The organism is Arthrobacter arabinosi (assembly GCF_054511115.1).
Genome location: NZ_JBTNDF010000003.1, coordinates 286122 through 307395 on the forward strand (window position 1 = coordinate 286122; position 21274 = coordinate 307395).

Below are 21274 nucleotides of genomic sequence, written 5' to 3' on the forward strand. Positions count from 1 at the left end.
TCCGGGCTACAGTTGCCGGGTGCTCCTCCCTACCCTGCCATCCGGCACGACCATGCGTCTGTTGGCCGCGGCCGACGCGCCCGCCCTCGCCCGGGCGTACAGCGACAACCGGGGGCACCTCGCGCCGTGGGAGCCACTGCGGGAGGAGTCGTTCTTCACCGAGTCGGGCCAGGCGGAGCAGATCGCGCGGCGGCTCGGGGGCGCGGCGGCCGGCACCGACGTGCCGTGGGTCCTGGAGGCGGAGGAGCGGATCGTCGGCACCATGACGCTGTCAGGCATCGTGCACGGGCCGTTCCTCAGCGCCCATGTGGGCTACTGGGTGGACGGGCGCCTGCAGGGTCGAGGCGTCGGCTCGGCGGCCCTGCGCGCGGCGCTGCAGCACGCCCGGGACGAGCTGGGACTGCACCGGGTCCAGGCGTCCGTGCTGCCGCGGAACACGGCATCGACGGCGGTCCTGCACCGGGCCGGGTTCACGCTCATCGGGACGGCGCCGTCGTATCTCCGCATCGCCGGGACCTGGCAGGACCATCTGCTGTACCAGCGCATCCTGCACTGATCGCCGGCGGCCCCGGAGACCCCGACCCTGGTGTCAGAGCCCGCCGAGTGCCTGTGCGATCGGCACGGCGGAGGCGGCGGCCCAGGCCTGCGGACGGCACGACGCCGGGTACGCCCTGGCGCGTATCCCGTTCCGCGGGCGGGGTCTGGTCTTCGCGCTGCACGCAGTACCCGCTGAAGCTCGCGGCGGCGGCCCTGATGACCGTCCCGGTGGCCGTCGTGTTCTTCGTCTTCCAGAAGAGGATCCTGAATACGTCGGCCGGCGCCGTGAAGGAATAGGAGTACAGGACGCCCGGGCGGGCGACGCTCCCCCTGGTTCGGTGCGCCGGCCCGGGGTACCATCGGTGCCACACCACCAGTCAACGACGACGGACGTGTGATGACCACCAGGCTGTTCCTTCCCCTCGCTACCCTCGGCATCTCCCTCGGGATCCTCGCGCTCACCGCGGGCTGGCGCGACTACCCCCTCCTCGTGATCATTCCGAGCGCGCTCTTCCTCGCCCGTCTGTGCTTCCGACCCGGAGGAGCCGACGGCGTCCGGCGGGCTGCGAAGGACCCCGGCACCGCCGACCCGGCACGGTTCACCATGCCCCCGGTCGACACCTGCCCGCCGGAGCGCCTGCAGGAGGCGCGCGACCTGGCGGCGAGGGTCCTCGATGCGGCGGGGCCGCGGCAGCACCGACCCTGACGGCGCCACCTACCCGGGGACCAAAGCCTCTGCCCCTCCACTCCGCCACGGCCGACCATGACCTGACACGGGCGCCCACGGCGGGAGACCCGGATGCGGGGCCGCCGCCCCGTGACGCCGTCCGGGGGAGGAACCATGACGCAGACACCAGCGCGGACCGGCCGGGGGCGCTGGGGCGCCGTCCTGCTCATGCTCATCCTTCTGGCGACCGTGGTGGTCGCCGTGGTGATCGCGAACCCCGCAGGCGGTCCACCGCCGTCGGCCGCCCCTACGGAGTCCTCGCCCGGAACTGTTCCGGCGTCCCCGACGGCGACACCACCTCCCACCCCGTCTCCTGAACCCGTCCCACCGCCGGTCGTCGTGCCCCCGGCACCCGAGCCGGAGCCCGTACCGGAACCCGCACCGGAACCGGGGCCCGTGCCAGTACCGGCGCCCACGACCCCGCCGCCCTCCGCGCCGTTCCCGCCATCCCTCCGCGGCCAGGACCTCTCGGTCGTTCCCGGCGCAGGAAACGTGGTGGTGCTGACCTTCGATGCCGGTGCCGATTCCGCGGGACTTCCGAAGATCCTGTCGACGCTGTCCGCCGAGGGTGTTCCCGGCACCTTCTTCCTGACCGGGGACTGGGCAGCCTCGAATCCCGGCGGCGTGGCCCGGATCATTGCCGCCGGCCATCGCGTCGCGAACCATTCCATGACGCACCCCGGCTTCACGGGTCTCTCGGATCAGCTCATCGCCGACGAGGTCCTCGCGGCCGAGCAGACCATCCTGGCAGCCGGCGGCGATCCCCGCCCGTTCTTCCGCTTCCCCTTCGGCGAACGGGATGCGCGGACCATCACCGCGGTGAACGACCTCGGCTACGTGGCCGTCCGGTGGACCGTGGACACGCTGGGCTGGAAGGGCACCAGCGGGGGCATCAGTACGCAGACGGTGACGGACCGGGTGCTCGACGGACTCCAGCCCGGCGAGATCGTGCTCATGCACATCGGGTCCAACCCCGACGACGGCAGCACCCTCGACGCCGACGCCCTGGCCCAGGTCATCGACGGGATCAGCCAGGCCGGCTACGGCTTCGTCACCCTCGACCAGCTCGGGGGCTGAGGCCTCCTGCCGCGCCGCAGCCCTAGGAGCGGCCCCTCGACCGGGGCCAGTAGCCCTCCACCTGGCTGACCGGGCGGACGGACGCCGCATCGGGGTTCTCGCCGTACTCCTTCTTGGCCCTGCGCTGCCGCAGCAGGTCCCAGCACTGGTCCAGGCTCTCCTCGATGCGGCGCAGGCGTCCCTCGTTCTCGTGGCCTCGGACGCTGCCCGCGGCGTTCTGCCGGAGCCGGTGCTCCTCCTCAACGAGGGAGCGGATGGTGGACAGGATGTCCTGGTCGTCCATGCCGGCCTCCTCACCGTGTCTGGAGGTACCGTACCCGCGAACGACAGGCGGAACCAGAGTCCCCCGCGACCGCGGGAGTGCACAGGAGACCAGGGTGGAAGGATGCGGGAGTGCTTCCCTGTCCTCCCGGCCGAGGCCGGTCCGCCCGGGACCCGGCCGGGCCTACAGGGCCGAGATGGTCCAGCCGGTCCGGTGCGTCTCCCCCGGCTCGAGGACGATCAGGTCCTCGCCCGAGTTGAAGGCATCCGGCGGGCAGGTCATGGGTTCGACGGCGAGGCCCAAGCGCGTGCTCTCGGGCTTCAGCGGGAGGTCGGCGGTGTGGATCTGGACCCACGGGCAGCTCCCGTCCCACGCCATGGCCGTCCCTGTGCCGTGGGCCGGGTCGGTGACCCGCACCATGGCCCGGCCGGCGTCGTCGCGCTCCAGTTCGGTGAACGCGTGGTCGATCTGCACGTCGCCGAGCGCGTGGGCCGTTCGGAAGTCGAACGGCGTCCCGGCGACGGGCTCCTTCGCCACGGGCAGCAGGCGGTCGGGCGTGACCGTCAGGACCGTGGCGGCGGGGAGTTCGAGCACCCATTCGTCCAGCGGCGACGGCCCTGCCACGAGGTACGGGTGGGGGCAGACGCCGTAGGGGGCGCGCCGGTCGCCGGTGTTGACGGCCGTGACGGACGTCCGGAGGCCCTGCGCGTCGACGGCGAAGTGCGCCTCGAGGGCCACCTCGAAGGGGTAGGCCGTGACCGGCAGGATGGTGCACGCGAGCGTGACGGAGGACCCGGTGTGCTCCACGAGCGTCCAGGGGACATCGAAGACCAGCCCGTGGAGGGCCGCACCGCGCTCGGGTTCGTTGACCGGCAGCTCGTAGTCGACGCCGTCGAACGAATAGCGGCCGTCCTCGATCCGGTTGGGCCAGGGGGCCACGAAGGCACCGCGGAAGTTGGGCATCTCCTCGTCGGCGCCGAAACCGACCACGAGCGGCCGCCCTTCGTAGGCCAGTTCGCGGACCGCTGCGCCGAGGCCGAGGACGACGGCCGTGTACCCGCCGCCCTCGATCCGGAATTCGATGGGAGCTGGACGGTTCATGCGAGGGCTACGGCAGTCCAGGAGACGGGCGGCAGCGTGACGGTGACGGCGCCGCCGTCGAGCGTCGCCGAGGTGTTGGGCTTCATGGTCACGCGCTCCGGCTCCTCGAGGGTGTTCTTCGCATACACGTCCGTATCGTACAGGGACTGTGCATCCACCGAACTGAAACCGCTGAGCGCCGCGATGTCGATGGTCACGGTAATCTCCTCGGTCTGCGAGCGGTTGACGAGGAACACGGCTGCGGCGCCGGTGGCGTCGTCGTGCGTGGCCACGGCATCGACGAGCGACACCTCGCCGTACTCGCCGGTCTCGTAGGTGCCGGCGTCGAGCTTGAGTTCGAGCACCGAGCCTTGCGCGAGCTTGGAGGTGATGGCGAAGGGGAAGAAGGTGGTCTGCCGCCAGGCCGGTCCTCCCGGCTCCGTCATGATGGGGGCGATGACGTTGACCAGCTGTGCGAGCGACGCCGAGGTGACGCGGTCGGCGTGCTTGAGCAGCGAGATCATGAGGTTGCCGAACACGACGGCGTCCGCCACCGAGTAGCAGTCCTCGAGCAGGCGCGGGGCCACGGGCCAGTTGTCGAGCCCCTGGATCTTGTCCACGTTCTCGAAGCGGCTGATGTACCAGACGTTCCACTCGTCGAAGGAGATGTTGATGGTCTTCGTACTGCCCCGGACGGCCTTCACGTGGTCGGCGGTGGCGACGACGGACTCGATGAAGTGGTCCATGTCGACGGCGGAGGCGAGGAAGGAGCCGAGGTCGCCGTTCTTCTCCTCGTAGTAGGCGTGGCAGGAGATGTAGTCGACGTCGTCGTAGGTGTGCGAGAGGACCACGCGCTCCCACTCCCCGAAGGTCGGCATGTGGGCACTGGAGGAACCGCATGCGACGAGCTCGATGGACGGGTCGAGCTGGCGCATGGCCTTCGCCGTGCGGGACGCGATCTTGCCGTAGTCCTCGGCGGAGCGGTGCCCGAGCTGCCAGGGTCCGTCCATCTCGTTGCCGAGGCACCAGATCTTCACGGCGAACGGATCGGGCCGCCCGTTGGCCATGCGCTGCTCCGACAGGGCCGTGCCCTTGGGCAGGTTCGAGTACTCCAGGAGCTCGAGCGCTTCGGAGGTGCCGCGGGTGCCGAGGTTCACGGCGAGCATGAGCTCGCTGTCGACCTTCTGCAGCCAGGAGGCGAACTCGTGCAGGCCCACCTGGTTGGTCTCGGTGGAGTGCCAGGCGAGGTCCAGCCGTGTGGGGCGCTCCTCGCGCGGGCCCACGCTGTCCTCCCAGCGGAAGCCCGAGACGAAGTTGCCGCCGGGGTAGCGGATGGTGGAGACGCCCATCTCCTTCACGAGCTCGATGACGTCCTGGCGGAAGCCCTCGTCGTCGGCGGTCGCGTGGCCGGGCTCGTAGATGCCGTCGTACACGTGGCGGCCGAGGTGCTCGACGAAGCCGCCGAAGACGTTGCGGTTGATCGGGCCTACGGTGAAGGAGGGGTCGAGGGTGAGGCGTGCGTTCTGCATCAAACTACTTTCTCTGCGTGGTGACATGGCTCGGGGACGGAGTGTGCGCTATTTGAGCGAGCCCAGCGACAGACCGCCCTGCCAGTACTTCTGGAGGGAGAGGAACGCGATGATCAGCGGGATGATCGAGATGAAGGCGCCCGTGGTGATGAGGTTCCACAGGGCCTCGCCGCCGCTGCCGGCGTTCGAGAGGGCCTGCCAGCCGTTGAGGCCCACGGTGACCGGGAGCAGCAGCGGATCGCTGAGGACCGCCAGCGGCAGGAAGAAGTTGTTCCAGGTCCCGACGACGGAGAGGAGCAGCACCGTGACGATGGCCGGGCGCAGCAGCGGCAGGGCGATCTGGAAGAAGGTGCGGATCTCGCCCGCTCCGTCGATCCGGGCGGCATCGAGCAGCTCGTCCGGCACCGCCTCCTGGGCGAACACCCTCATGAGGTACACGCCGAAGGGGCTGAGGAGCGAGGGCAGGATGACGGCCCAGATGGTGTTGACCAGGCCCACCGAGCTGAGCAGGACGAAGGTGGGGATGACCAGGGCCGTCAGCGGGACCATGACCGCGCCGAGCAGGATGCCGAAGAAGGCGGTCCGGCCGCGGAAGTCGTACTTCGCGAAGCCGTACCCGGCGAGGACGGCGAGGATGGTCGCACCCACTCCGCCGGAGATCGCGTACAAAAACGAGTTCCCGAGCCAGCGCCAGTAGATCCCGTCCTGGCGTTCGAACAGTCCCTGCACGTTGCTGAAGAAGTGGAACTCGTCGTCGAACCAGAGCGGTCCGCCGGAGCCACCGAAGAGTCCGGCGGTGTCCTTCGTGCTCGCGACGGTCAGCCACCAGAGAGGGGTGACGAAGTAGATGACGAGGATGAGCAGGAAGATGTGGGACCCGATGCGCGGGCCTCCGTTGCGGGCGCGATTGCGTGCGCCGGAACCGCGGACCTTCCGGCCACTGTCGCGCTGCTTCGGGGTGTCTGTGACGAGTGCCATGGCTTATTTCAGTCCGCTCTGCTTGCGGGTCAGGAAGAGGAAGAAGAACGAGAACACGAAGACCACGATGCCGAGCGCGAAGGAGATCGCGGAGGCGTAGTTGAACTGGCTGTAGGAGAACGCAAGGGAGAAGGCGTACATGTTGGGCGTGTACGACGTCGGTATGGCGCCCTGGGCGACGGCCCTCAGCACCTGTGGTTCTGTGAAGAACTGCAGTGTCCCGATCAGGGCGAAGATCACCACCATGACGAGCGAGGACGAGATCATGGGGATCTTGATGCGCGTCGCGATCTGCCGGTCGGACGCTCCGTCGAGGACGGCCGCCTCGTAGATGCCCGGGTCGATGCCCCTGAGCGCCGCGTAGATGATGATCATGTAGTAGCCGGCCCACTGCCAGGTCACGATGTTCACGAGGCTGCCGAAGATGTTGCTCTGCGCCAGGAACTCTGGCGCCGCCAGGCCGACGATCGCGAAGATGTCACTCGCCGGGCCGAAGCGGGGGCTGTAGAGGAACCCCCACATGAGTGCTCCGATGACCACCGGTACGGCGTACGGGATGAAGATCATCAGGCGCGAGAACTTGGACGCCCAGGTGGCGAGGTTGTCGAGGACCAGGGCCGCGACCAGTGCCACGATCATCTGCGCCGGGATCATGATGAGTGCGAATTTCGCGACGGTCCCGAGCCCCTCGAGGAAGATCGGGTCCGTGAACGCCTTGACGTAGTTGTCGGCACCCACGAACTTGTTCCCCGTGGCCAGCGTGCTCGTGAAGAGGCTCATCCTGAAGGCGTAGATCAGGGGCAGGATGAGGAAGGTCAGGAAGATGAGGGCGAAGGGCGCCACGAACAGCCAGCCCCAGCGCTGCCTGCGCCGGTAGCTTCTGTCCGGTCGGTGCTTGACCTGCTGGGATGCCTCGGCGCTGTGTGACGACGTCGGCGCGGTGGTCGTGGCCATGGTGTCTTTCCTCGAGCTGTGGGACGGATGTGCGGTGGACGGGGTCCACGGGACCGGTCCGGGTGGGCGCCCGCGCTGTGGCGGACGCCCCACCCCGGACGGTTACTTGATGGTGAAGCCCTGCTCGGTCGCGTACTGCTCGAGCGATGCCTGGAGGTCGTCGAGCGCCTGGCTCGCGTCCTTCTCACCCTGGACCATCGCGTAGATCTGGACGGTCAGCTGGTCGTAGGCGTAGTTCTGGAAGGGGCTGAACGTGGCGCCCTCGTAGCCGGCGGCCGCCTCGAGGAACACGTCCTTGTTGATCTGCTGTCCGCCGAAGAACTCGTACTCCTTGTCGGCGAACTCGGGCGAATCCAGGACCGGCGCATAGGACGGGAAGAGTGCTCCCTTGTCGACGCCGAGGTTCATGCCTTCCTCGTTACCGAAGATGCCCATCGCGACCTTCGCGGCGAGCTCCTTGTCCTTCGCCTGTTCCGTCACGGCGAACGTGGAGCCGCCCCAGTTCACCTGGACCGGGTTGGCGGCGTCCCACTGCGGGAGCGGAGCCGCACGCCAGACGGCATCCGGATCGGCGTCGGACAGACCCTGCAGGTAACCGGGGCCCCAGGCGGCGGCGAGGTAGACGGCGTAGGAGCCGTCGACGAGCTTGGTGTTGTAGTCCGCGGTGAAGGCGTCGTCCGTCGCGACGAGTCCGTCCTTCACGAGGCCGTCCCAGTACTCCAGGACCTTCTTGGCGCCCTCGTCGTTGACCTCGATGCCGATCTCCTGCGGGTTCGCGGAGTCGTAGTCGAAGGGGACGGAGCCTGCCTGCGCGAAGAGGGCCTGGTTGAAGGCGCGTCCGTTGGTCGGGAAGTCGGCGATCACCGCGCCGTTGCCCGATGCCTTCAGCTTCTCGGCTGCGGCCTGGAACTCCTCCCAGGTGGTGGGCACGGTGATACCCGCGGCGTCGAAGATGTCCTGGCGGTAGAGCATGCCCATGGGCCCGCCGTCGACGGGGATCGCGTACACGGCGTCGCCGCTCGAGGCGTCCTCCCATGCACCCTCGGCGTAGTCGGCCTTGACATCGTTGGCACCGAACTCCGTCAGGTCCACGAGCGCGTCACGGATCGTGAAGCTGGAGAGGACCTCGGACTCGAGCTGGATGACGTCGGGAGCGCCCGAACCGGACTCGATGGACGTCGAGAACTTCGTGTACTCGTCGTTGCCCTGGCCGGCGTTCGTCCAGCAGATCTGGACGTCGTCGTTGGCGTTGTTGAACTGGTCGACCACCTCGTCGAACGCCGGGTACCAGGCCCACACGGTCACCTGGGGGGCCTCGGCGTTGACGATGGTGTTGGTGCAGGACGCGGCCTCCGAGCCGCCTCCCCCGCCACTTCCGTTTCCTCCGGAGCAGCCGGTCAGTGCTACGGCAGTGGCGGCGACGATGCCGGCCGATGCCAGGAACTTGGCTTTCATATCTCTTGCTTCCTCTCGCGGTGGCATTCCACCGTGGTCCGTCCGGGGCGGCCGGTCCGGGTGATGCAGGGAGGAGGATCGCCGGGGCACGAGGTGCCGAGCCCGCTCGAATCTTCCTTGATCCGGGTCCTTCCTCCTGCCGATCCGCCCGATCGGGCGGGCATCTGCGAGAGTCGGTTCCGTCATTTACATCGTTGTAGGTAAACGATGTAGAAACTATGCAGAGTAGCTCGGGCCGGTGTCAAGCATTCGAGGAAAATGGCGCACGGGCCTCACTGCGACCGGGACAGTGCGGAGGACTCCCGCTCGATGACCTGGAAGCGCGCCTCGAACTCGCGGGGCGGGACGCCGCCGCCACGTCCCGAGATGCGCTCCTGCAGCACCCGCACCGCGGTGTCCGCGATCTCGGCCCTGCCCGGATCGATCGTGGACAGCGTCGGGAGCGAGTACCTGCCCTCGTCCAGGTCGTCGAAGCCGATCACGGCCACGTCGTCGGGGATCCGCAGCCCCGCTTCCTGCAGCACGCGCATCGCACCGAGCGCGAGGGTGTCGTTCATGCCGAACAGCGCATCGAACTCGACGCCGGAGGCGAGCAGTTCCCGCATGGAGGTGGCGCCGTTGGCCCGGTGCCAGAGGGTCGTGTACGCGACGAGGTCGGGATCGAACGGGATGCCTGCTGCGTCGAGAGCCTGGCGGTAGCCGCGCAGGCGCAGCCCGGCCGATCCGATCACCTCGCCCTCGTGGCCTCCGACGACGGCGATACGGCGCCGGCCCCGCGAGATCAGGTGCTCGGTCGCGGCGCGGGCGGAGTCGACGTTGCTCATGGTCACGTGGTCGGTGGGCCCGCCGAAGATCCGCTCCCCGAGCAGCACGAGCGGGAAGTTGACGTTCAGGTGGTCGGCGTCCTCGTTGGACATGCCGAGCGGGCTGAACAGCAGTCCGTCCGTCATCTGCAGCCGCGGACTGGACAGGATCTCGAGCTCGCGGGAGCGGTCGCCGCCGGTCTGCTCGATGAGCACCTTCAGCCCGCGCCGCTCCGCAGCCTTGATGGTCGAATCGGCCAGTTCCGCGAAATAGCTGAGCGACAGCTCGGGGACGGCGAGCCCGATCACCCCGGTGCGGCCCGAGCGCAGGCTCCGCGCGGAGAGGTTGGGGCTGTAGCCGAGGTCGGCGATGGCGTCCATGACGCGCTGCTTCGTGTCGGCGCGGATGTGCTCGTAGTCGTTGATGACGTTGGAGACGGTCTTGATCGAAACGCCGGCTGCAAGAGCGACGTCCTTCAGTGTGGCCGCCATGCCGCTCCCTCGGATCCTGTCGTGATGCCCTGCACGTCACGCGTGTGGTGATTCTACAACGTTGTAGGATAGGCGGGCACGCCTCTCGACGTGCCGCTGCGGCCCCGACGCCGGCCGCCGCGACACCGGCCGGACAAGGACCATCATGCTCGAGGAACAGGTACGGGACAGGCTCAACTGGGCGGGCAACTACGAGTACCGTGCCCGGACGATCCTGCACCCCACCTCGCTCGCCGATCTCCAGCGAGCGGTCGCGGGGGCCACCCGCATCCGCTCGCTCGGCTCGCGGCACTCCTTCAACGACATCGCGGACAGCCCCGGCACCCTCGTCTGCCTGGACGTGCTCGATCCCGGGGTGCAGGTCGACGAGGACGCACTCACCGTCACGGTGGGCGCGGGCGTGCGCTACGGGGTCCTCGCCGAGCATCTGCAGCGGCGCGGCTTCGCTCTGCACAACCTGGCCTCCCTGCCCCACATCTCGGTCGGAGGCGCCATCGCCACCGCCACCCACGGCTCCGGGGACGCCAACGGCAACCTGGCCACCGCCGTCGTCGGGATCGAGCTGGTGACCGCGTCCGGCGACGTCCTGGCCCTGGCCGCGGGCGACGAGGACTTCGACGGCGCCGTCGTGGGCCTGGGCGCCCTCGGCGTCGTCCACCGCGTGAGGCTGCGCATCGAGCCCTCGTTCGACGTGCGCCAGGACGTGTTCACCGACGTCCCGTGGGACGCGGTGCTCGCGGACTACGACGCCGCCACGTCCGCGGCGTACAGCGTCAGCCTGTTCACGGACTGGGCCGGTGACACCATCGGCCAGGCATGGCTGAAGAGCCGCGTCGACGGCTCCGGCCCCGTCCCCGTCCCCGTCCCCGATGCCTTCTACGGCGGTTCACCGGCGGACCGCGCCTACCACCCGGTGCCGGGGGTGGCCGCGGACCACTGCACGCAGCAGCTCGGCGTCCCGGGACCGTGGTCGGACCGGCTGGCCCACTTCCGGCTCGCGTTCACCCCCAGCAACGGGCAGGAGCTGCAGACCGAGTACCTCGTGGGCCGCGAGCACGCGGTCGAGGCGATCCAGGCGGTGCGCGCCCTCGCGCCGAGGATCGCGCCGCTGCTGCTGGTCTCGGAGGTGCGCTCCATGGCCGCGGACGAGCTGTGGCTCAGCAGCAACTACCGGCGCGACGGGATCGGCCTGCACTTCACCTGGAAGCCGCTGCAGGACGAGGTCGAAGCACTGCTGCCGGAGCTCGAGGCGGCCCTGCTCCCCCTGGGTGCGCGCCCGCACTGGGGGAAGCTGTTCGCGGCGGACGCCGCCCAGCTGGCCCCCCTCTATCCCCGCTTCGAGGACTTCCGGCGCCTCGCCCGGCGCCTGGACCCCGAGGGCACGTTCCGCAACGCCTTCCTCGACCGCACCATCTTCGGAGCCTAGGAGGACGCCGGCCTCAGTGCTTGCGCCAGCCAGTTCCAGTGCGCGAGGGTGCGCAGGCGGATGAGCAGTGCACGGGACTGCTCGGGGCCGTACGGCAGGAGCGGGATGGCCTTGGTCATGTCCACCGACGCCTCGTCCATGGCCACCCGGGTCACCCGGACGGCGCTGCGCATCGTGTTCATCTGCGTGACGACGTCCTCGACGCCCACGGGCCGGCCGTGGCCGGGCACGAACACGTCGTAGAGGTCCTCGAGGGCCGCCATCTTGCCGAGCGTCCGCACCCAGTCCACGGGGAACGAGTCCTCGAAGACCGGATCGGCGCCCTCCTCCACGAGATCCCCCGCGAAGAGGACGTTGCCGGCGCCCACCAGCAGGTCGTGGTCGGTGTGACCGCGTCCGAGGTGGAACAGGGTCACGGACTGGCCTCCCAGGTCGAGGTCCACCGGCGTGCCCTCCACCAGCCGGTCGGCGGGGAGGATGCGGGTGTGCTCGCCGGCGCCCGCTCCCATGGCGGGCTCGACGGCGGCGACCGTCGCCCGCCGGTCCTCGCCGTTCTCGGCCTGCACGGCGCTGCACCGGGACGTCGCCCAGAAGTCCTCGACGCCGTGCGCGGCGAAGTAGTCGTTGCCGAAGAAATGGTCCGCATGGGCGTGGGTGTTCACGACCACGAGCGGCAGGCCGGTGACGGACCGCACCTGCGCATACAGCTCCGCCGCGCCGAGCGGCCCTGGCCCCGTGTCGACGACCAGCGCCTGCTCGGAGCCGACGACGAGCCCGGCATTCGTCCGGGAACCTGCGGTGCGCAGCACATGGATGCCCGGACCGAGCTCCCGCCACGGGCCGTGGGTCTCGCTGGGGACGTCGGTAGTCATGGGGTCCTCTCTGACGGCAGGAGCTCCAGTCTAGGTCGGCGGGCACCGGAGCCGGACGCCCCGGCGCGCCGCTCGTCCGCTCGTCCGCTCGTCCGGGGTCAGGCTGTGACGGCTGCGGGCACGGTGCCGTGGCGTCGTTCCGGCATGCGGAAGATCGGCAGCGCGACGTTGATCATCGGTCCGATGAGCAGGGCGAAGGCGACGGTGCCGAGGCCGACCGACCCGCCGAGCATCCAGCCGAGCAGCAGCACGGTCCCCTCGATGGCCGTGCGGACGAACCAGATCGGCAGCCCGAAGCGGGCATGGAGACCCGTCATGAGCCCGTCGCGCGGGCCCGGCCCGAGACGGGCGCCGATGTAGAGGCCGCTGGCCACCGCCAGCAGCACCAGTCCGCCGGTGAACAGCAGGATCCTCGCCCACAGCCGATCGGGCTCCCCGAGCAGCGCGAGCCCGATCTCCGCGCTGGGCCCCACGAGCAGGACGTTCAGGACGGTCCCGATGCCCGGGCGCTGCCGGAGCGGGATCCAGAGCAGCAGCACGATCACGCCGATGATGTTGGTCATGAAGCCGAAGGGGATGCCGGTCCGCAGCGAACCGCCCTGCCCGAGGACGTCCCAGGGGGAGACGCCGAGCGTGGCGCGGATCATCATCGCGAGCGAGAACCCGTAGAGGAAGAGGCCGATCAGGAGCTGCAGCCCGCGCCGGGCGCCGAGAAACGTCATCGTCCCAGTAGAACCGCGAATTGGACTGACATCAAGATGCCAATTGTGTCATCGTGGCTCCATGATGGTTCTTCCCGCGCGCCGCCTTGCGATCGACCTCGGGACCTGGCGCACCACCGGTCCGGCCTACGGTGCACTCGCCGACCGCATCCGACTGCTCACCCTCGACGGGCGAATCCCGCTGGGCACGCGCCTGCCGGCCGAGCGCGAGCTCGCCGCGCAGCTCGGCGTCAGCAGGACGCTCGTGGCGGCCGCCTACGCGCGCCTGCGATCGGCCGGCTATGTGGAGAGCACGCGCGGTTCGGGCAGCGTCGTCGCCATGCCGGGCCGCGACGTCCCGGTGCACGACGACGGCGGGACCGGCGTCGTCCTCGACCTCAGCAAGGCGACCCTCCCCGCCGCCCCGCAGGTCGGCGAGGCCGCGGCGCGGGCGGCACAGGAGCTTCCCGCCTACCTGAACGGGAGCGGCTACGATCCGCTCGGCCTGCCCCGGCTGCGGCAGGCACTCGCCGACCGCTACACGGCGCGGGGCGTACCCACCACGTCCGGGCAGATCATGGTGACCCTCGGAGCGCAGCACGCCATCTCGCTCCTCGCGGGGGCCCTGCTCGGCCGCACCGATACCGCGCTCGTCGAGGCGCCGAGCTACCCCCACGCCTACGAGGCGCTGCGGGCGGTGGGCCGGCGCCTCCTGCCCGTGTCCGTCGACGTCCGTCACGGCTGGGACGACGACGGCCTCGAGCAGGCGTTCCGGCGCGGACGGCCGGCGCTGGCGTACGTCATGCCGGATTTCCACAACCCCACCGGCGCGGTCATGCCCGCCGAGCAGCGTGACCGGCTGATGGCGGCGGCCGCCCGGCAGGACACCGTCGTCGTCGCGGACGAGACGATGGCGGAGCTGCACATCGACGGCGGTCCCCTCCCACCGCTCGCGGCCTTCGGCCCGGCCGTGCTGGTCGGGTCCATGGGCAAGACCGTGTGGGGCGGACTGCGCATCGGATGGATCCGCGCGGACGAGGGGCTCATCCACCGCCTGCTCCAGTCCCGCTATGCGCAGGACCTCGGCACGCCGATCCTCGAGCAGCTCATCGCCCTCGAGATGCTGGGCACGTACGACGAGCTGCTGCTCCTGCGGTCCCGACAGCTCGCCGAGGGCCGCGACCACCTCGAGGTTCTCCTCAGGGAGGCCCTGCCCGCCTGGGAGGTGCCGCAGGTGGCGGGCGGACTCTGCACCTGGGTGAATCTGGGCGCACCGGTCAGCTCGCAGCTCGCGCTCGCTGCCCGGGACCGGGGCCTGTTGCTCGGGGCGGGCCCCCGCTTCGGGATGGACGGGGTGTTCGAGCGGTTCCTCCGCATCCCGTTCAGCTACCCGCCCGAGGACACGCGCCGGGCGGTGGGGATCCTCTCCTCGGCCTGGCGGTCCCTGGATGCCCGGGTCCCGGTCAGGGACGACTTCGCCCCCGCGCTGGTGTAGCGAGGGACGGGCCAGGCAGGCAGGCTGCCCGGAACGCCGGTCAGGCCCCGATCCTGGCCCCGAGCTGCGCTGCGAGGTACGGTGCCGTCACGCTCACGTCCGGTCCGAGTCCCGCGATCTGCTCCGGGGTCCCGGCGGCGACGATCCCGCCGCCGGCGGAACCTCCTCCCGGGCCGAGGTCGATCACCCAGTCGGCCGCCGCGATGACGGCCATGGTGTGTTCCACGACGACGACCGTGTTGCCGGTCGCGACCAGCTTCCGCAGCTGCGCGAGGAGCAGCACCACATCTGCGGGGTGCAGCCCCGTGGTCGGCTCGTCCAGCAGGTAGAGGGTATGGCCACGGCGGGCCCGCTGCAGTTCGGTGGCCAGCTTGATGCGCTGGGCCTCTCCCCCGGAGAGCTCGGTGGCCGGCTGTCCCAGCCGCAGGTAGCCCAGGCCCACCTCCTGCAGCGTGGCGAGCGAACGGACCGCGGCCGGGATGTCCCGGAGGGCTGAGGCCGCGTCGTCGACGGTCAGGCCGAGGACATCCGCGATGGTGCGGCCGTCCAGCGTCACCTCCAGGGTCTCCTCGTTGTAGCGGGAACCTCCGCAGGCCGGACAGGGGCCGTAGCTCCCGGGCAGGAACAGGAGTTCGACCGCCACGAATCCCTCGCCCTGGCAGGTCTCGCAGCGTCCGCCCTGCACGTTGAAGGAGAACCGGCCGGCGCCGAAACCCTTCGCCCTCGCCGCGGGTGTCGCCGCGAACGCCTTCCGGACGGCGTCGAACAATCCGGTGTAGGTCGCGAGATTGGAGCGCGGTGTCCGCCCGATGGGCTTCTGGTCCACGCTGACGAGGCGGTCGAAGGCGTCGAGTCCGCTGATGCCCGCCACCGCCGGGCCGGCATCGGCCTCGGGGGCCGCGTCCTGGGCCGTGCCGTCGTCGACCGGCTCGGCAGGGGTGTCGTCCCGGACATGCGCCCCGACGGCCTCCGCGAGGACCGTGCTGACGAGTGTCGACTTCCCCGATCCGGACACGCCGGTCACGGCCGTCAGCACGCCCACGGGAATGGCGGCGTCGAGCCCCTGGAGGTTGTGGCGGCGGATGCCCTCGAGGCGCAGCCACGCCTCGGGTTCCCGCCGGGTGTCGTCAGCGGGTGCGGCCGCCGCGGTCCGGGCGAGGAACGGCGCCGTGAGGGAGGCCTGGACGTCGACGAGCCCGTCGGCGGGGCCGCTGTAGATGATGCTGCCCCCGCCCTCCCCGGCCCGGGGTCCGACGTCGACGATCCAGGCCGCACGCCGGACGACGTCCATGTTGTGTTCGACGACGAACACCGAGTTCCCGGCGTCCTTCAGCGCTTCGAGGACGGCGAGGAGCGGCTCGACGTCCGCGGGGTGCAGCCCGGCGGACGGCTCGTCGAGCACGTAGACGACGCCGAACAGGCCGGACCGCAGCTGCGTGGCGATGCGCAGGCGCTGCATCTCGCCCGGGGAGAGCGTGGGGGTGGAGCGGCTCAGGCTCAGGTAGCCGAGGCCGAGGTCCACGAGCACGCCGAGCCGCTCGACGAGGTCGCGGCTGATGGTGACCGACACCTCCGTCCCCTCCCCCGAGGTCCACGACCCGTGCGCGGCGACCGGGTGCTCGAGCGTCGCGGCCGGGCCGAGGTGGACGGCGAGGTCCGCGAGCGGCAGCGCGTTCGCCTGCGCGATGGACAGCCCGGCGAAGGTCACGGCCAGGGCCTCCGGGCGCAGGCCGCTCCCCCCGCACACGCCGCACGGTCCGGACTCCATGAAGGGCAGCACGCGGTCGCGCATCTGCTGGCTCTTCGAGTCGCGGAGGGTGTGCATGACGTAGCTCTTCGCGCTCCAGAACCGCCCCTTGTACGGCTTGGCCACCCGGTCCCGCTGGGGGGTGACCTCGACGACGGGTTGCTCCTCGGTGAACAGCAGCCAGTCCCGCGCCTGCTGGGGCAGCGTCCGCCAGGGGACGTCGATGTCGTGGCCGAGTTCGCTGACGATGTCGCGGAGGTTCTTGCCCTGCCAGGCGCCCGGCCACGCGGCGATGGCACCCTCGCGGATGGTCAGGTGCGGGTCGGGGACGAGCGTCTCCTCGGTGACGTCCCGCGCGATACCGAGCCCGTGGCACCGCGGGCACGCCCCCGCGGCGGTGTTCGGCGAGAAGGCATCGGATTCCAGCCGTCCGGCGGCGTCCGGCGGGTACGTGCCGGCCCGGGAGTAGAGCATCCGGAGCGAGTTGGAGAGGGTGGTGAGCGTCCCGACCGTCGAGCGCACGCTCGGCGTGCCGCGCCGTTGCTGGAGCGCCACCGCGGGTGGGAGCCCGGTGATCGAGCCGACGTGCGGGGAGTGCCCCTGCTGGATGAGCCGCCGCGCGTAGGGGGCGACGGATTCGAGGTAACGGCGCTGCGCTTCGGCGTAGATGGTCCCGAACGCGAGCGAGGACTTGCCCGAACCCGAGACGCCAGTGAAGGCGACGACGGCGTCACGGGGCACGTCGACGTCGACGCCCCGCAGGTTGTTCTCGCTCGCCCCGCGGACGCTGACGAAGCCGTCCCTGGTCGTGGCGGGGTGGGGAGGGGTGTTGTTCGGGGACTCGATCACCAACCCACCCTACGGTTCCCCGCGGGGCGCGCAGACCAGCCCTCAGGGCGTCCCGGGTGCGCGCGGATCCCTTGACACCCCGGGATCGTCAGCCGGTGCGGGCGGCACGGGGTGCGTCCGGACCGCGTAGTGGTGGCCGAGGGAATCCGTGTGGATCTCGATGGACCGAAGCGTGCTGTCGGAGAGGTCCTCGGCGGCATCATGACGATGCACCACCGGCGTGCCCCCGTCGCTGCGCGCGGCCGGTCCGAAGATGGTCCGAGCTGCGGTGTCGAGTCCGTCGAAGAACGACCGGTGGGCATGGGACCCCGCGTGCGGCAGGTCCTGGGCAGGCTTCTCGCCGGCCGTCGACGCAGGGGCGGGGACGGACTGCTGGTCGTGCTTCCTGTGATTCCGGCGGATTCTCATCATGCACCTGATTCATCGTGGGACCGCCATTCTACTCCGCAGAACCCTGGAAGGACCCGGCGGGATCCCCTCCTACAGGTCCGCGAGCATGCCGCCCGGGTTCTCGATCGCATCCGCGACGAACCGCAGGAAGCCCCCCGCGGTGCCGCCGTCGCAGACGCGGTGGTCGAACGCGAGGGTCAGCTCGGTCACCTTGCGCACCGCGAGCGCACCGTCCACGACCCACGGCCGGTCGATGATCCGTCCCATCCCGAGGATCGCCGATTCCGGGTGGTTGATGATGGCCGCACTGCCGTCGACGCCGAACACCCCGTAGTTGTTCAGGGTGAAGGTGCCGGAGGACAGGTCCGACGGCGTGGCCCTGCCCTCGCGGGCCAGGGCGGCCAGGCGGCGGATCTCGGTGTCGAGCCCACGCGCGGACAGGGTGTCGGCGCGGCGGACGCTCGGCACCACGAGACCGCGATCGGTCTGCGCCGCGATCCCGAGGTTCACGCCGTCCACCCGCACGATCTCCAGGGTGCCGTCGTCTCCCGTCGTGATCCGGCTGTTCAGTCCCGGGTAGCGGGCCAGGCCCGCCACGACGAACCGCGCCACGAAGGCGAGGAGGCCCGGCACCGCGTCCGGGGTCCTGCGCTTCATCGCCGCCCGCAGCTCCACGAGGGCGGTGGCGTCGACGTCCACCCAGACCGTGGCCTCGGGGATCTCGCGCCGGCTGCGCGTCATCGCCTCGGCGATCGTCCGCCGGACGCCCCTCAGCGGGGTGCGCTCGAGGACCGCGAGCCCGGAGCGGGAATCGAGCGGGGCGCCGGACGGCGCATCACGGTCACTCGGCGCGCGGCCTGTCAGTGCACCGGGGGTGTCCGGTGCCGTCTCCGGGGCTGCCACGGCCGTTTCTTCGGTGGCCTCGATGGCCGTCGCCGTCCCCGCAGCGATCGCCTGCTCCACGTCGCGGCGGAGGATCAACCCGTGCTCCCCCGATCCGCGGAGGTCGCCGAGCCGCACACCGTTGTCCCGCGCGAGTTTCCGCACCAGCGGCGACACGCACATCGGGGCCGTCGAGGCTGCCGGAGTGGAAGCGGGCGGAACGGGCGCGGCCTGCGCGGCGGGCGGAACGGAGACAGTCGCCGGTGAGGCAGGTCCCCCAGCCGGGCCCTTGCGCGGTCGGGTGCGACCACCCGCGAGGCCGCCCGGAGTGCCGTAGCCGATCAGCACGTTGCCCGAGCCCTCGCCGGCCGCCGGGGCGTCGCCACCATCCCGGGTGGCGGCCGCAGGGACACCGGATTCCTCGCGGAGGTCCGCCGCAGCGGTTCGGACGACCGGGCTGGTGGCCGCAGCAGCGCTCCGCACCGCTTCCGGAGGGACGCCGTCGGCCCGGACGGAGAGGAACGGGGCGCCGACGTCGAGCATCTCACCGGGCCTGCCGTGCAGCACGGCGACGGTCCCGGCGAAGGGCGAGGGGACCTCGACGACCGACTTGGCGGTCTCGACCTCGGCGATGGGCTGGTCGACGGCCACGGGGTCGCCCTCGGCGACGAGCCAGGACACCAGTTCGGCCTCGGTCAGCCCCTCTCCGAGGTCGGGGAGGGTGAAGACCTGGAGGCCGGAATCGACGGTGGGCGTGCTCATGTCAGTCCTCCCACTGCAGGGCGTCCACGGCGTCGAGGATGCGGTCGACGCTCGGCAGGTAGAAGTGCTCCAGCTTGGGTGAGGGGTACGGGATGTCGAACCCGGTGACGCGGAGCACGGGGGCCGCGAGGGAATGGAAGCAGCGTTCCTGCACGCGAGCCACGATCTCCGAGGCCACGGACGCGAAGCCCGGCGCTTCCGCGACGACGACGGCGCGGCCGGTCCGGCGGACGCTGGCACAGACGGTCTCGTCGTCGAACGGCACGATGGAGCGGAGGTCGATGACCTCGATGGACCGGCCCTCCTCGGCGGCCGCGGCAGCCGCGGCGAGCGCCGTCGGCACCGACGGGCCGTAGCTGATGAGGGTCGCGTCGCTCCCGGGGCGGGCGACGACGGCCTTGCCGATCCGCCGGGGCGCCTCTCCGGCCTCGAAGGTCCTGCGCAGTTCCGCGAGGTCCACCTCCTCCTTGGACCAGTACAGCTTCTTCGGTTCCAGGAACACCACGGGGTCCGGGGACGTGATGGCCTCGCGGAGCATGAAGTACGCGTCCCGGACGCTCGCGGGAGCCAGGACCGTCAGGCCGGGGGTGTGCGCGTAGTACGCCTCGGAGGAGTCGCAGTGGTGTTCCACGCCGCCGATGCCGCCGGCGTACGGGATCCGGATGACGAGGGGCAGGCGGACCTTGCCCCTGGTGCGGTTGGGCATCTTCGCGACGTGGCTGACCACCTGCTCGAAGGCCGGGTAGGCGAAGGCGTCGAACTGCATCTCGACGACGGGCTTCATGCCGTTCATCGCCATGCCGATGGCCATGCCCATGATGCCGGCCTCCGCGAGCGGGGTGTCGAAGCAGCGCTCATCGCCGAAGCGGGCCGTCAGGCCGTCCGTGATGCGGAAGACGCCGCCGAGCGTCCCCACGTCCTCGCCGAACATCAGCACGGACGCGTCGGCCGCCATGGAGTCCGCGAGCGCGGCGTTGAGTGCCTTGGCGAACGTGGACATCACGCGTCCTCCCGGCGCCGGCACGGGGTCGGGCCTCGTCGCGGCGCCTCCGGTGGGCGCCTCCGTGGTCTGCGTCATCGTCCGTCCGCCTTCGTGTCACCCGTGGTGGTCCCGCTGCCGGCGGCGTCCCGCGCCAGTTCCTCGCGCAGCTGCTCGGCCTGTTCGCGCAGCTGGCTCGTCTTCTCCGTGTACACGTACTCGAACAGCTCGGCAGGGTTCACCGTGACCTCCGTGTTGAGTCCCTTCCGGATGGCGGCGGCGATCGCATCCGCCGCCTCGGCCAGGGACTGCTCCACCTCGGCCGTCAGCAGGTCCAGGCCCCGCAGGTAGGTGCGCATGCGGAGGATCGGGTCCTTCGGCACCCAGCGCTCGACGTCGTCGGCCGAGCGGTAGCGGGTCGCGTCGTCCGCGTTGGTGTGCGCCTGCATGCGGTAGGTGTGGGCTTCGACGAGCGTCGGGCCGCCGCCGTCGCGGGCCCGCTGCACGGCGCGGCCGAGGACCGCCAGGAGCGCGGCGAGGTCGTTGCCGTCCACGCGCTCCCCCGGCATGCCGTACCCGATCGCCTTGTGCGCGAGGGACGGTGCGACGCTCTGGTTCCGGAGGGGCACGGAGATCGCGAACTCGTTGTTCTGCACGAAGAACACGACGGGCACGTGGAACACGGCGGCGAAGTTCAGGGCCTCGTGGAAGTCACCCTCGCTCGTCGCGCCGTCACCGCACATGGCCAGGACCACCGTGGACTCGCCGCGGAGCTTCGCCGCGTGGGCGACGCCGACGGCGTGGAGCAGCTGCGTGGCCAGCGGTGTGGCCTGGGTAGCGACACGGTGCTCGTGCGGGTCGTACCCGCCGTGCCAGTCCCCGCGGAGGAGCGTGAGGACCTGGAGCGGGTCGACGCCGCGCGTGATGACAGCGACGGTGTCCCGGTAGGTCGGGAAGAGCCAGTCCTCGTCGCCGAGGACGACGGCGGCGGCGACCTGGCAGGCCTCCTGGCCGTGGGAGGAGGGGTACACGGCCATGCGGCCCTGGCGGACGAGCGCGTTGGCCTGGTCGTTGATGCGACGCCCGGCCACGAGTCGGCCGTAGGCGCCGAGCAGCAGATCGCCGTCGGGAAGCGGGTACCGCTCGTCGGCACGATGATGTCCGTCCGGACCGACCAGCTGCACGGGCTCCGCGGACGGGAGCAGGGCGCTGCCCGCCGTCGGCGTCGTGCCGCCGTCGTGCATCCCTCCGCGGGGGGCACCGCCCGTCATGCTGCC

General features: G+C 70.8%; 19 protein-coding genes and 1 pseudogene. 6 read left to right on the forward strand and 14 right to left on the reverse strand.

Translation table 11 applies throughout. The features are described 5' to 3' along the window. Positions 1-52: 52 nt before the first annotated feature. From ACX80P_RS09285 to ACX80P_RS09300, 4 genes and pseudogenes are all read left to right on the forward strand, one after another. The gene (locus tag ACX80P_RS09285) at positions 53-556 is read left to right on the forward strand and encodes a GNAT family N-acetyltransferase (RefSeq protein WP_459278190.1); all 504 of its coding nucleotides are present in this window, start codon (positions 53-55) and stop codon (positions 554-556) included. 152 nt (positions 557-708) lie between these two features. After that, positions 709-834: pseudogene (locus ACX80P_RS09290) on the forward strand (carbohydrate ABC transporter permease); the annotation flags it as partial. 100 nt (positions 835-934) lie between these two features. Next, a complete protein-coding gene (locus ACX80P_RS09295; RefSeq protein ID WP_459277790.1) occupies positions 935-1243 on the forward strand; it encodes a hypothetical protein in 309 nt (102 codons plus the stop codon). 135 nt (positions 1244-1378) lie between these two features. Beyond that, positions 1379-2341 (forward strand): polysaccharide deacetylase family protein, encoded by a 963-nt coding sequence (locus ACX80P_RS09300; protein ID WP_459277791.1) that lies wholly within the window; start codon positions 1379-1381, stop codon positions 2339-2341. Between the two features lie 22 nt (positions 2342-2363). On the opposite strand, the gene ACX80P_RS09305 is transcribed toward ACX80P_RS09300, so the two are convergent. From ACX80P_RS09305 to ACX80P_RS09335, 7 genes are all read right to left on the reverse strand, one after another. Then, positions 2364-2624 (reverse strand): DUF2630 family protein, encoded by a 261-nt coding sequence (locus ACX80P_RS09305; protein ID WP_459277792.1) that lies wholly within the window; start codon positions 2622-2624, stop codon positions 2364-2366. Between the two features lie 162 nt (positions 2625-2786). Continuing rightward, complete coding sequence (locus tag ACX80P_RS09310) at positions 2787-3704, reverse strand: aldose 1-epimerase family protein (protein ID WP_459277794.1); 918 nt, start codon at positions 3702-3704, stop codon at positions 2787-2789. Beyond that, complete coding sequence (gene arfA, locus ACX80P_RS09315) at positions 3701-5212, reverse strand: arabinosylfuranosidase ArfA (protein WP_459277795.1); 1512 nt, start codon at positions 5210-5212, stop codon at positions 3701-3703. The genes ACX80P_RS09310 and arfA overlap by 4 nt, the downstream gene beginning before the upstream one ends. Positions 5213-5260: 48 nt before the next feature. Continuing rightward, entirely contained in the window at positions 5261-6190 is a 930-nt protein-coding gene (locus tag ACX80P_RS09320) for a carbohydrate ABC transporter permease (RefSeq protein WP_459277797.1), read from the reverse strand. Positions 6191-6193: 3 nt separating this feature from the next. Further along, entirely contained in the window at positions 6194-7144 is a 951-nt protein-coding gene (locus ACX80P_RS09325; protein WP_459277799.1) for a carbohydrate ABC transporter permease, read from the reverse strand. A 102-nt stretch (positions 7145-7246) separates the two neighbouring features. Continuing rightward, positions 7247-8599: an ABC transporter substrate-binding protein gene (locus ACX80P_RS09330; protein ID WP_459277800.1), complete on the reverse strand. Its 1353-nt coding sequence runs from the start codon at positions 8597-8599 to the stop codon at positions 7247-7249. A gap of 272 nt (positions 8600-8871) precedes the next feature. After that, a complete protein-coding gene (locus ACX80P_RS09335; RefSeq protein WP_459277801.1) occupies positions 8872-9894 on the reverse strand; it encodes a LacI family DNA-binding transcriptional regulator in 1023 nt (340 codons plus the stop codon). Positions 9895-10039: 145 nt separating this feature from the next. On the opposite strand from ACX80P_RS09335, the gene ACX80P_RS09340 reads away from it, so the two are divergent. Beyond that, complete coding sequence (locus ACX80P_RS09340) at positions 10040-11320, forward strand: FAD-binding protein (protein WP_459277802.1); 1281 nt, start codon at positions 10040-10042, stop codon at positions 11318-11320. Here the strand turns inward: ACX80P_RS09340 and ACX80P_RS09345 are convergent. Both ACX80P_RS09345 and yczE read right to left on the reverse strand, forming a co-directional pair. Continuing rightward, on the reverse strand, positions 11317-12192 hold the full coding sequence (locus ACX80P_RS09345) for an MBL fold metallo-hydrolase (protein ID WP_459277803.1): 876 nt from the start codon (positions 12190-12192) through the stop codon (positions 11317-11319). The two genes, ACX80P_RS09340 and ACX80P_RS09345, sit on opposite strands and share 4 nt — an antisense overlap. 98 nt (positions 12193-12290) lie before the next feature. Continuing rightward, positions 12291-12914 carry a membrane protein YczE gene (gene yczE / locus ACX80P_RS09350; protein ID WP_459277804.1) on the reverse strand — a complete coding sequence of 208 codons (624 nt, stop codon included), beginning with the start codon at positions 12912-12914 and terminating at the stop codon, positions 12291-12293. Between the two features lie 61 nt (positions 12915-12975). Here yczE and yczR point away from each other — a divergent pair, with 61 nt between their 5' ends. Next, on the forward strand, positions 12976-14388 hold the full coding sequence (yczR, locus tag ACX80P_RS09355) for a MocR-like transcription factor YczR (protein WP_459277805.1): 1413 nt from the start codon (positions 12976-12978) through the stop codon (positions 14386-14388). A gap of 40 nt (positions 14389-14428) precedes the next feature. Here the strand turns inward: yczR and ACX80P_RS09360 are convergent, their stop codons facing one another. The 5 genes from ACX80P_RS09360 to pdhA form a co-directional block, all read right to left on the reverse strand. After that, positions 14429-16984 carry an excinuclease ABC subunit UvrA gene (locus ACX80P_RS09360; RefSeq protein WP_459277806.1) on the reverse strand — a complete coding sequence of 852 codons (2556 nt, stop codon included), beginning with the start codon at positions 16982-16984 and terminating at the stop codon, positions 14429-14431. Positions 16985-17026: 42 nt separating this feature from the next. Continuing rightward, positions 17027-17395: a hypothetical protein gene (locus ACX80P_RS09365; protein WP_459277807.1), complete on the reverse strand. Its 369-nt coding sequence runs from the start codon at positions 17393-17395 to the stop codon at positions 17027-17029. 69 nt (positions 17396-17464) lie between these two features. Continuing rightward, complete coding sequence (locus tag ACX80P_RS09370) at positions 17465-19018, reverse strand: dihydrolipoamide acetyltransferase family protein (protein WP_459277808.1); 1554 nt, start codon at positions 19016-19018, stop codon at positions 17465-17467. Between the two features lies 1 nt (position 19019). Then, positions 19020-20096: an alpha-ketoacid dehydrogenase subunit beta gene (locus ACX80P_RS09375; protein ID WP_459277809.1), complete on the reverse strand. Its 1077-nt coding sequence runs from the start codon at positions 20094-20096 to the stop codon at positions 19020-19022. Continuing rightward, positions 20093-21241, reverse strand: a complete 1149-nt coding sequence (gene pdhA / locus ACX80P_RS09380; RefSeq protein WP_459278191.1) for a pyruvate dehydrogenase (acetyl-transferring) E1 component subunit alpha — start codon at positions 21239-21241, stop codon at positions 20093-20095. Before pdhA ends, ACX80P_RS09375 begins: the two co-directional genes overlap by 4 nt. Positions 21242-21274 lie beyond the last annotated feature (33 nt).

Bases quoted from the DNA above. Each gene is read 5' to 3' on its own strand.
- ACX80P_RS09310 (WP_459277794.1), bottom strand. From the start codon at position 3,704: ATGAACCGTCCAGCTCCCATCGAATTCCGGATCGAGGGCGGCGGGTAC.
- ACX80P_RS09300 (WP_459277791.1), top strand. From the start codon at position 1,379: ATGACGCAGACACCAGCGCGGACCGGCCGGGGGCGCTGGGGCGCCGTC.
- ACX80P_RS09345 (WP_459277803.1), bottom strand. From the start codon at position 12,192: ATGACTACCGACGTCCCCAGCGAGACCCACGGCCCGTGGCGGGAGCTC.
- ACX80P_RS09335 (WP_459277801.1), bottom strand. From the start codon at position 9,894: ATGGCGGCCACACTGAAGGACGTCGCTCTTGCAGCCGGCGTTTCGATC.
- ACX80P_RS09330 (WP_459277800.1), bottom strand. From the start codon at position 8,599: ATGAAAGCCAAGTTCCTGGCATCGGCCGGCATCGTCGCCGCCACTGCC.
- ACX80P_RS09295 (WP_459277790.1), top strand. From the start codon at position 935: ATGACCACCAGGCTGTTCCTTCCCCTCGCTACCCTCGGCATCTCCCTC.
- pdhA (WP_459278191.1), bottom strand. From the start codon at position 21,241: ATGCACGACGGCGGCACGACGCCGACGGCGGGCAGCGCCCTGCTCCCG.
- ACX80P_RS09365 (WP_459277807.1), bottom strand. From the start codon at position 17,395: ATGATGAGAATCCGCCGGAATCACAGGAAGCACGACCAGCAGTCCGTC.
- ACX80P_RS09285 (WP_459278190.1), top strand. From the start codon at position 53: ATGCGTCTGTTGGCCGCGGCCGACGCGCCCGCCCTCGCCCGGGCGTAC.
- yczE (WP_459277804.1), bottom strand. From the start codon at position 12,914: ATGACGTTTCTCGGCGCCCGGCGCGGGCTGCAGCTCCTGATCGGCCTC.
- ACX80P_RS09305 (WP_459277792.1), bottom strand. From the start codon at position 2,624: ATGGACGACCAGGACATCCTGTCCACCATCCGCTCCCTCGTTGAGGAG.
- ACX80P_RS09325 (WP_459277799.1), bottom strand. From the start codon at position 7,144: ATGGCCACGACCACCGCGCCGACGTCGTCACACAGCGCCGAGGCATCC.
- ACX80P_RS09370 (WP_459277808.1), bottom strand. From the start codon at position 19,018: ATGAGCACGCCCACCGTCGATTCCGGCCTCCAGGTCTTCACCCTCCCC.
- ACX80P_RS09340 (WP_459277802.1), top strand. From the start codon at position 10,040: ATGCTCGAGGAACAGGTACGGGACAGGCTCAACTGGGCGGGCAACTAC.
- ACX80P_RS09375 (WP_459277809.1), bottom strand. From the start codon at position 20,096: ATGACGCAGACCACGGAGGCGCCCACCGGAGGCGCCGCGACGAGGCCC.
- arfA (WP_459277795.1), bottom strand. From the start codon at position 5,212: ATGCAGAACGCACGCCTCACCCTCGACCCCTCCTTCACCGTAGGCCCG.
- yczR (WP_459277805.1), top strand. From the start codon at position 12,976: ATGATGGTTCTTCCCGCGCGCCGCCTTGCGATCGACCTCGGGACCTGG.
- ACX80P_RS09320 (WP_459277797.1), bottom strand. From the start codon at position 6,190: ATGGCACTCGTCACAGACACCCCGAAGCAGCGCGACAGTGGCCGGAAG.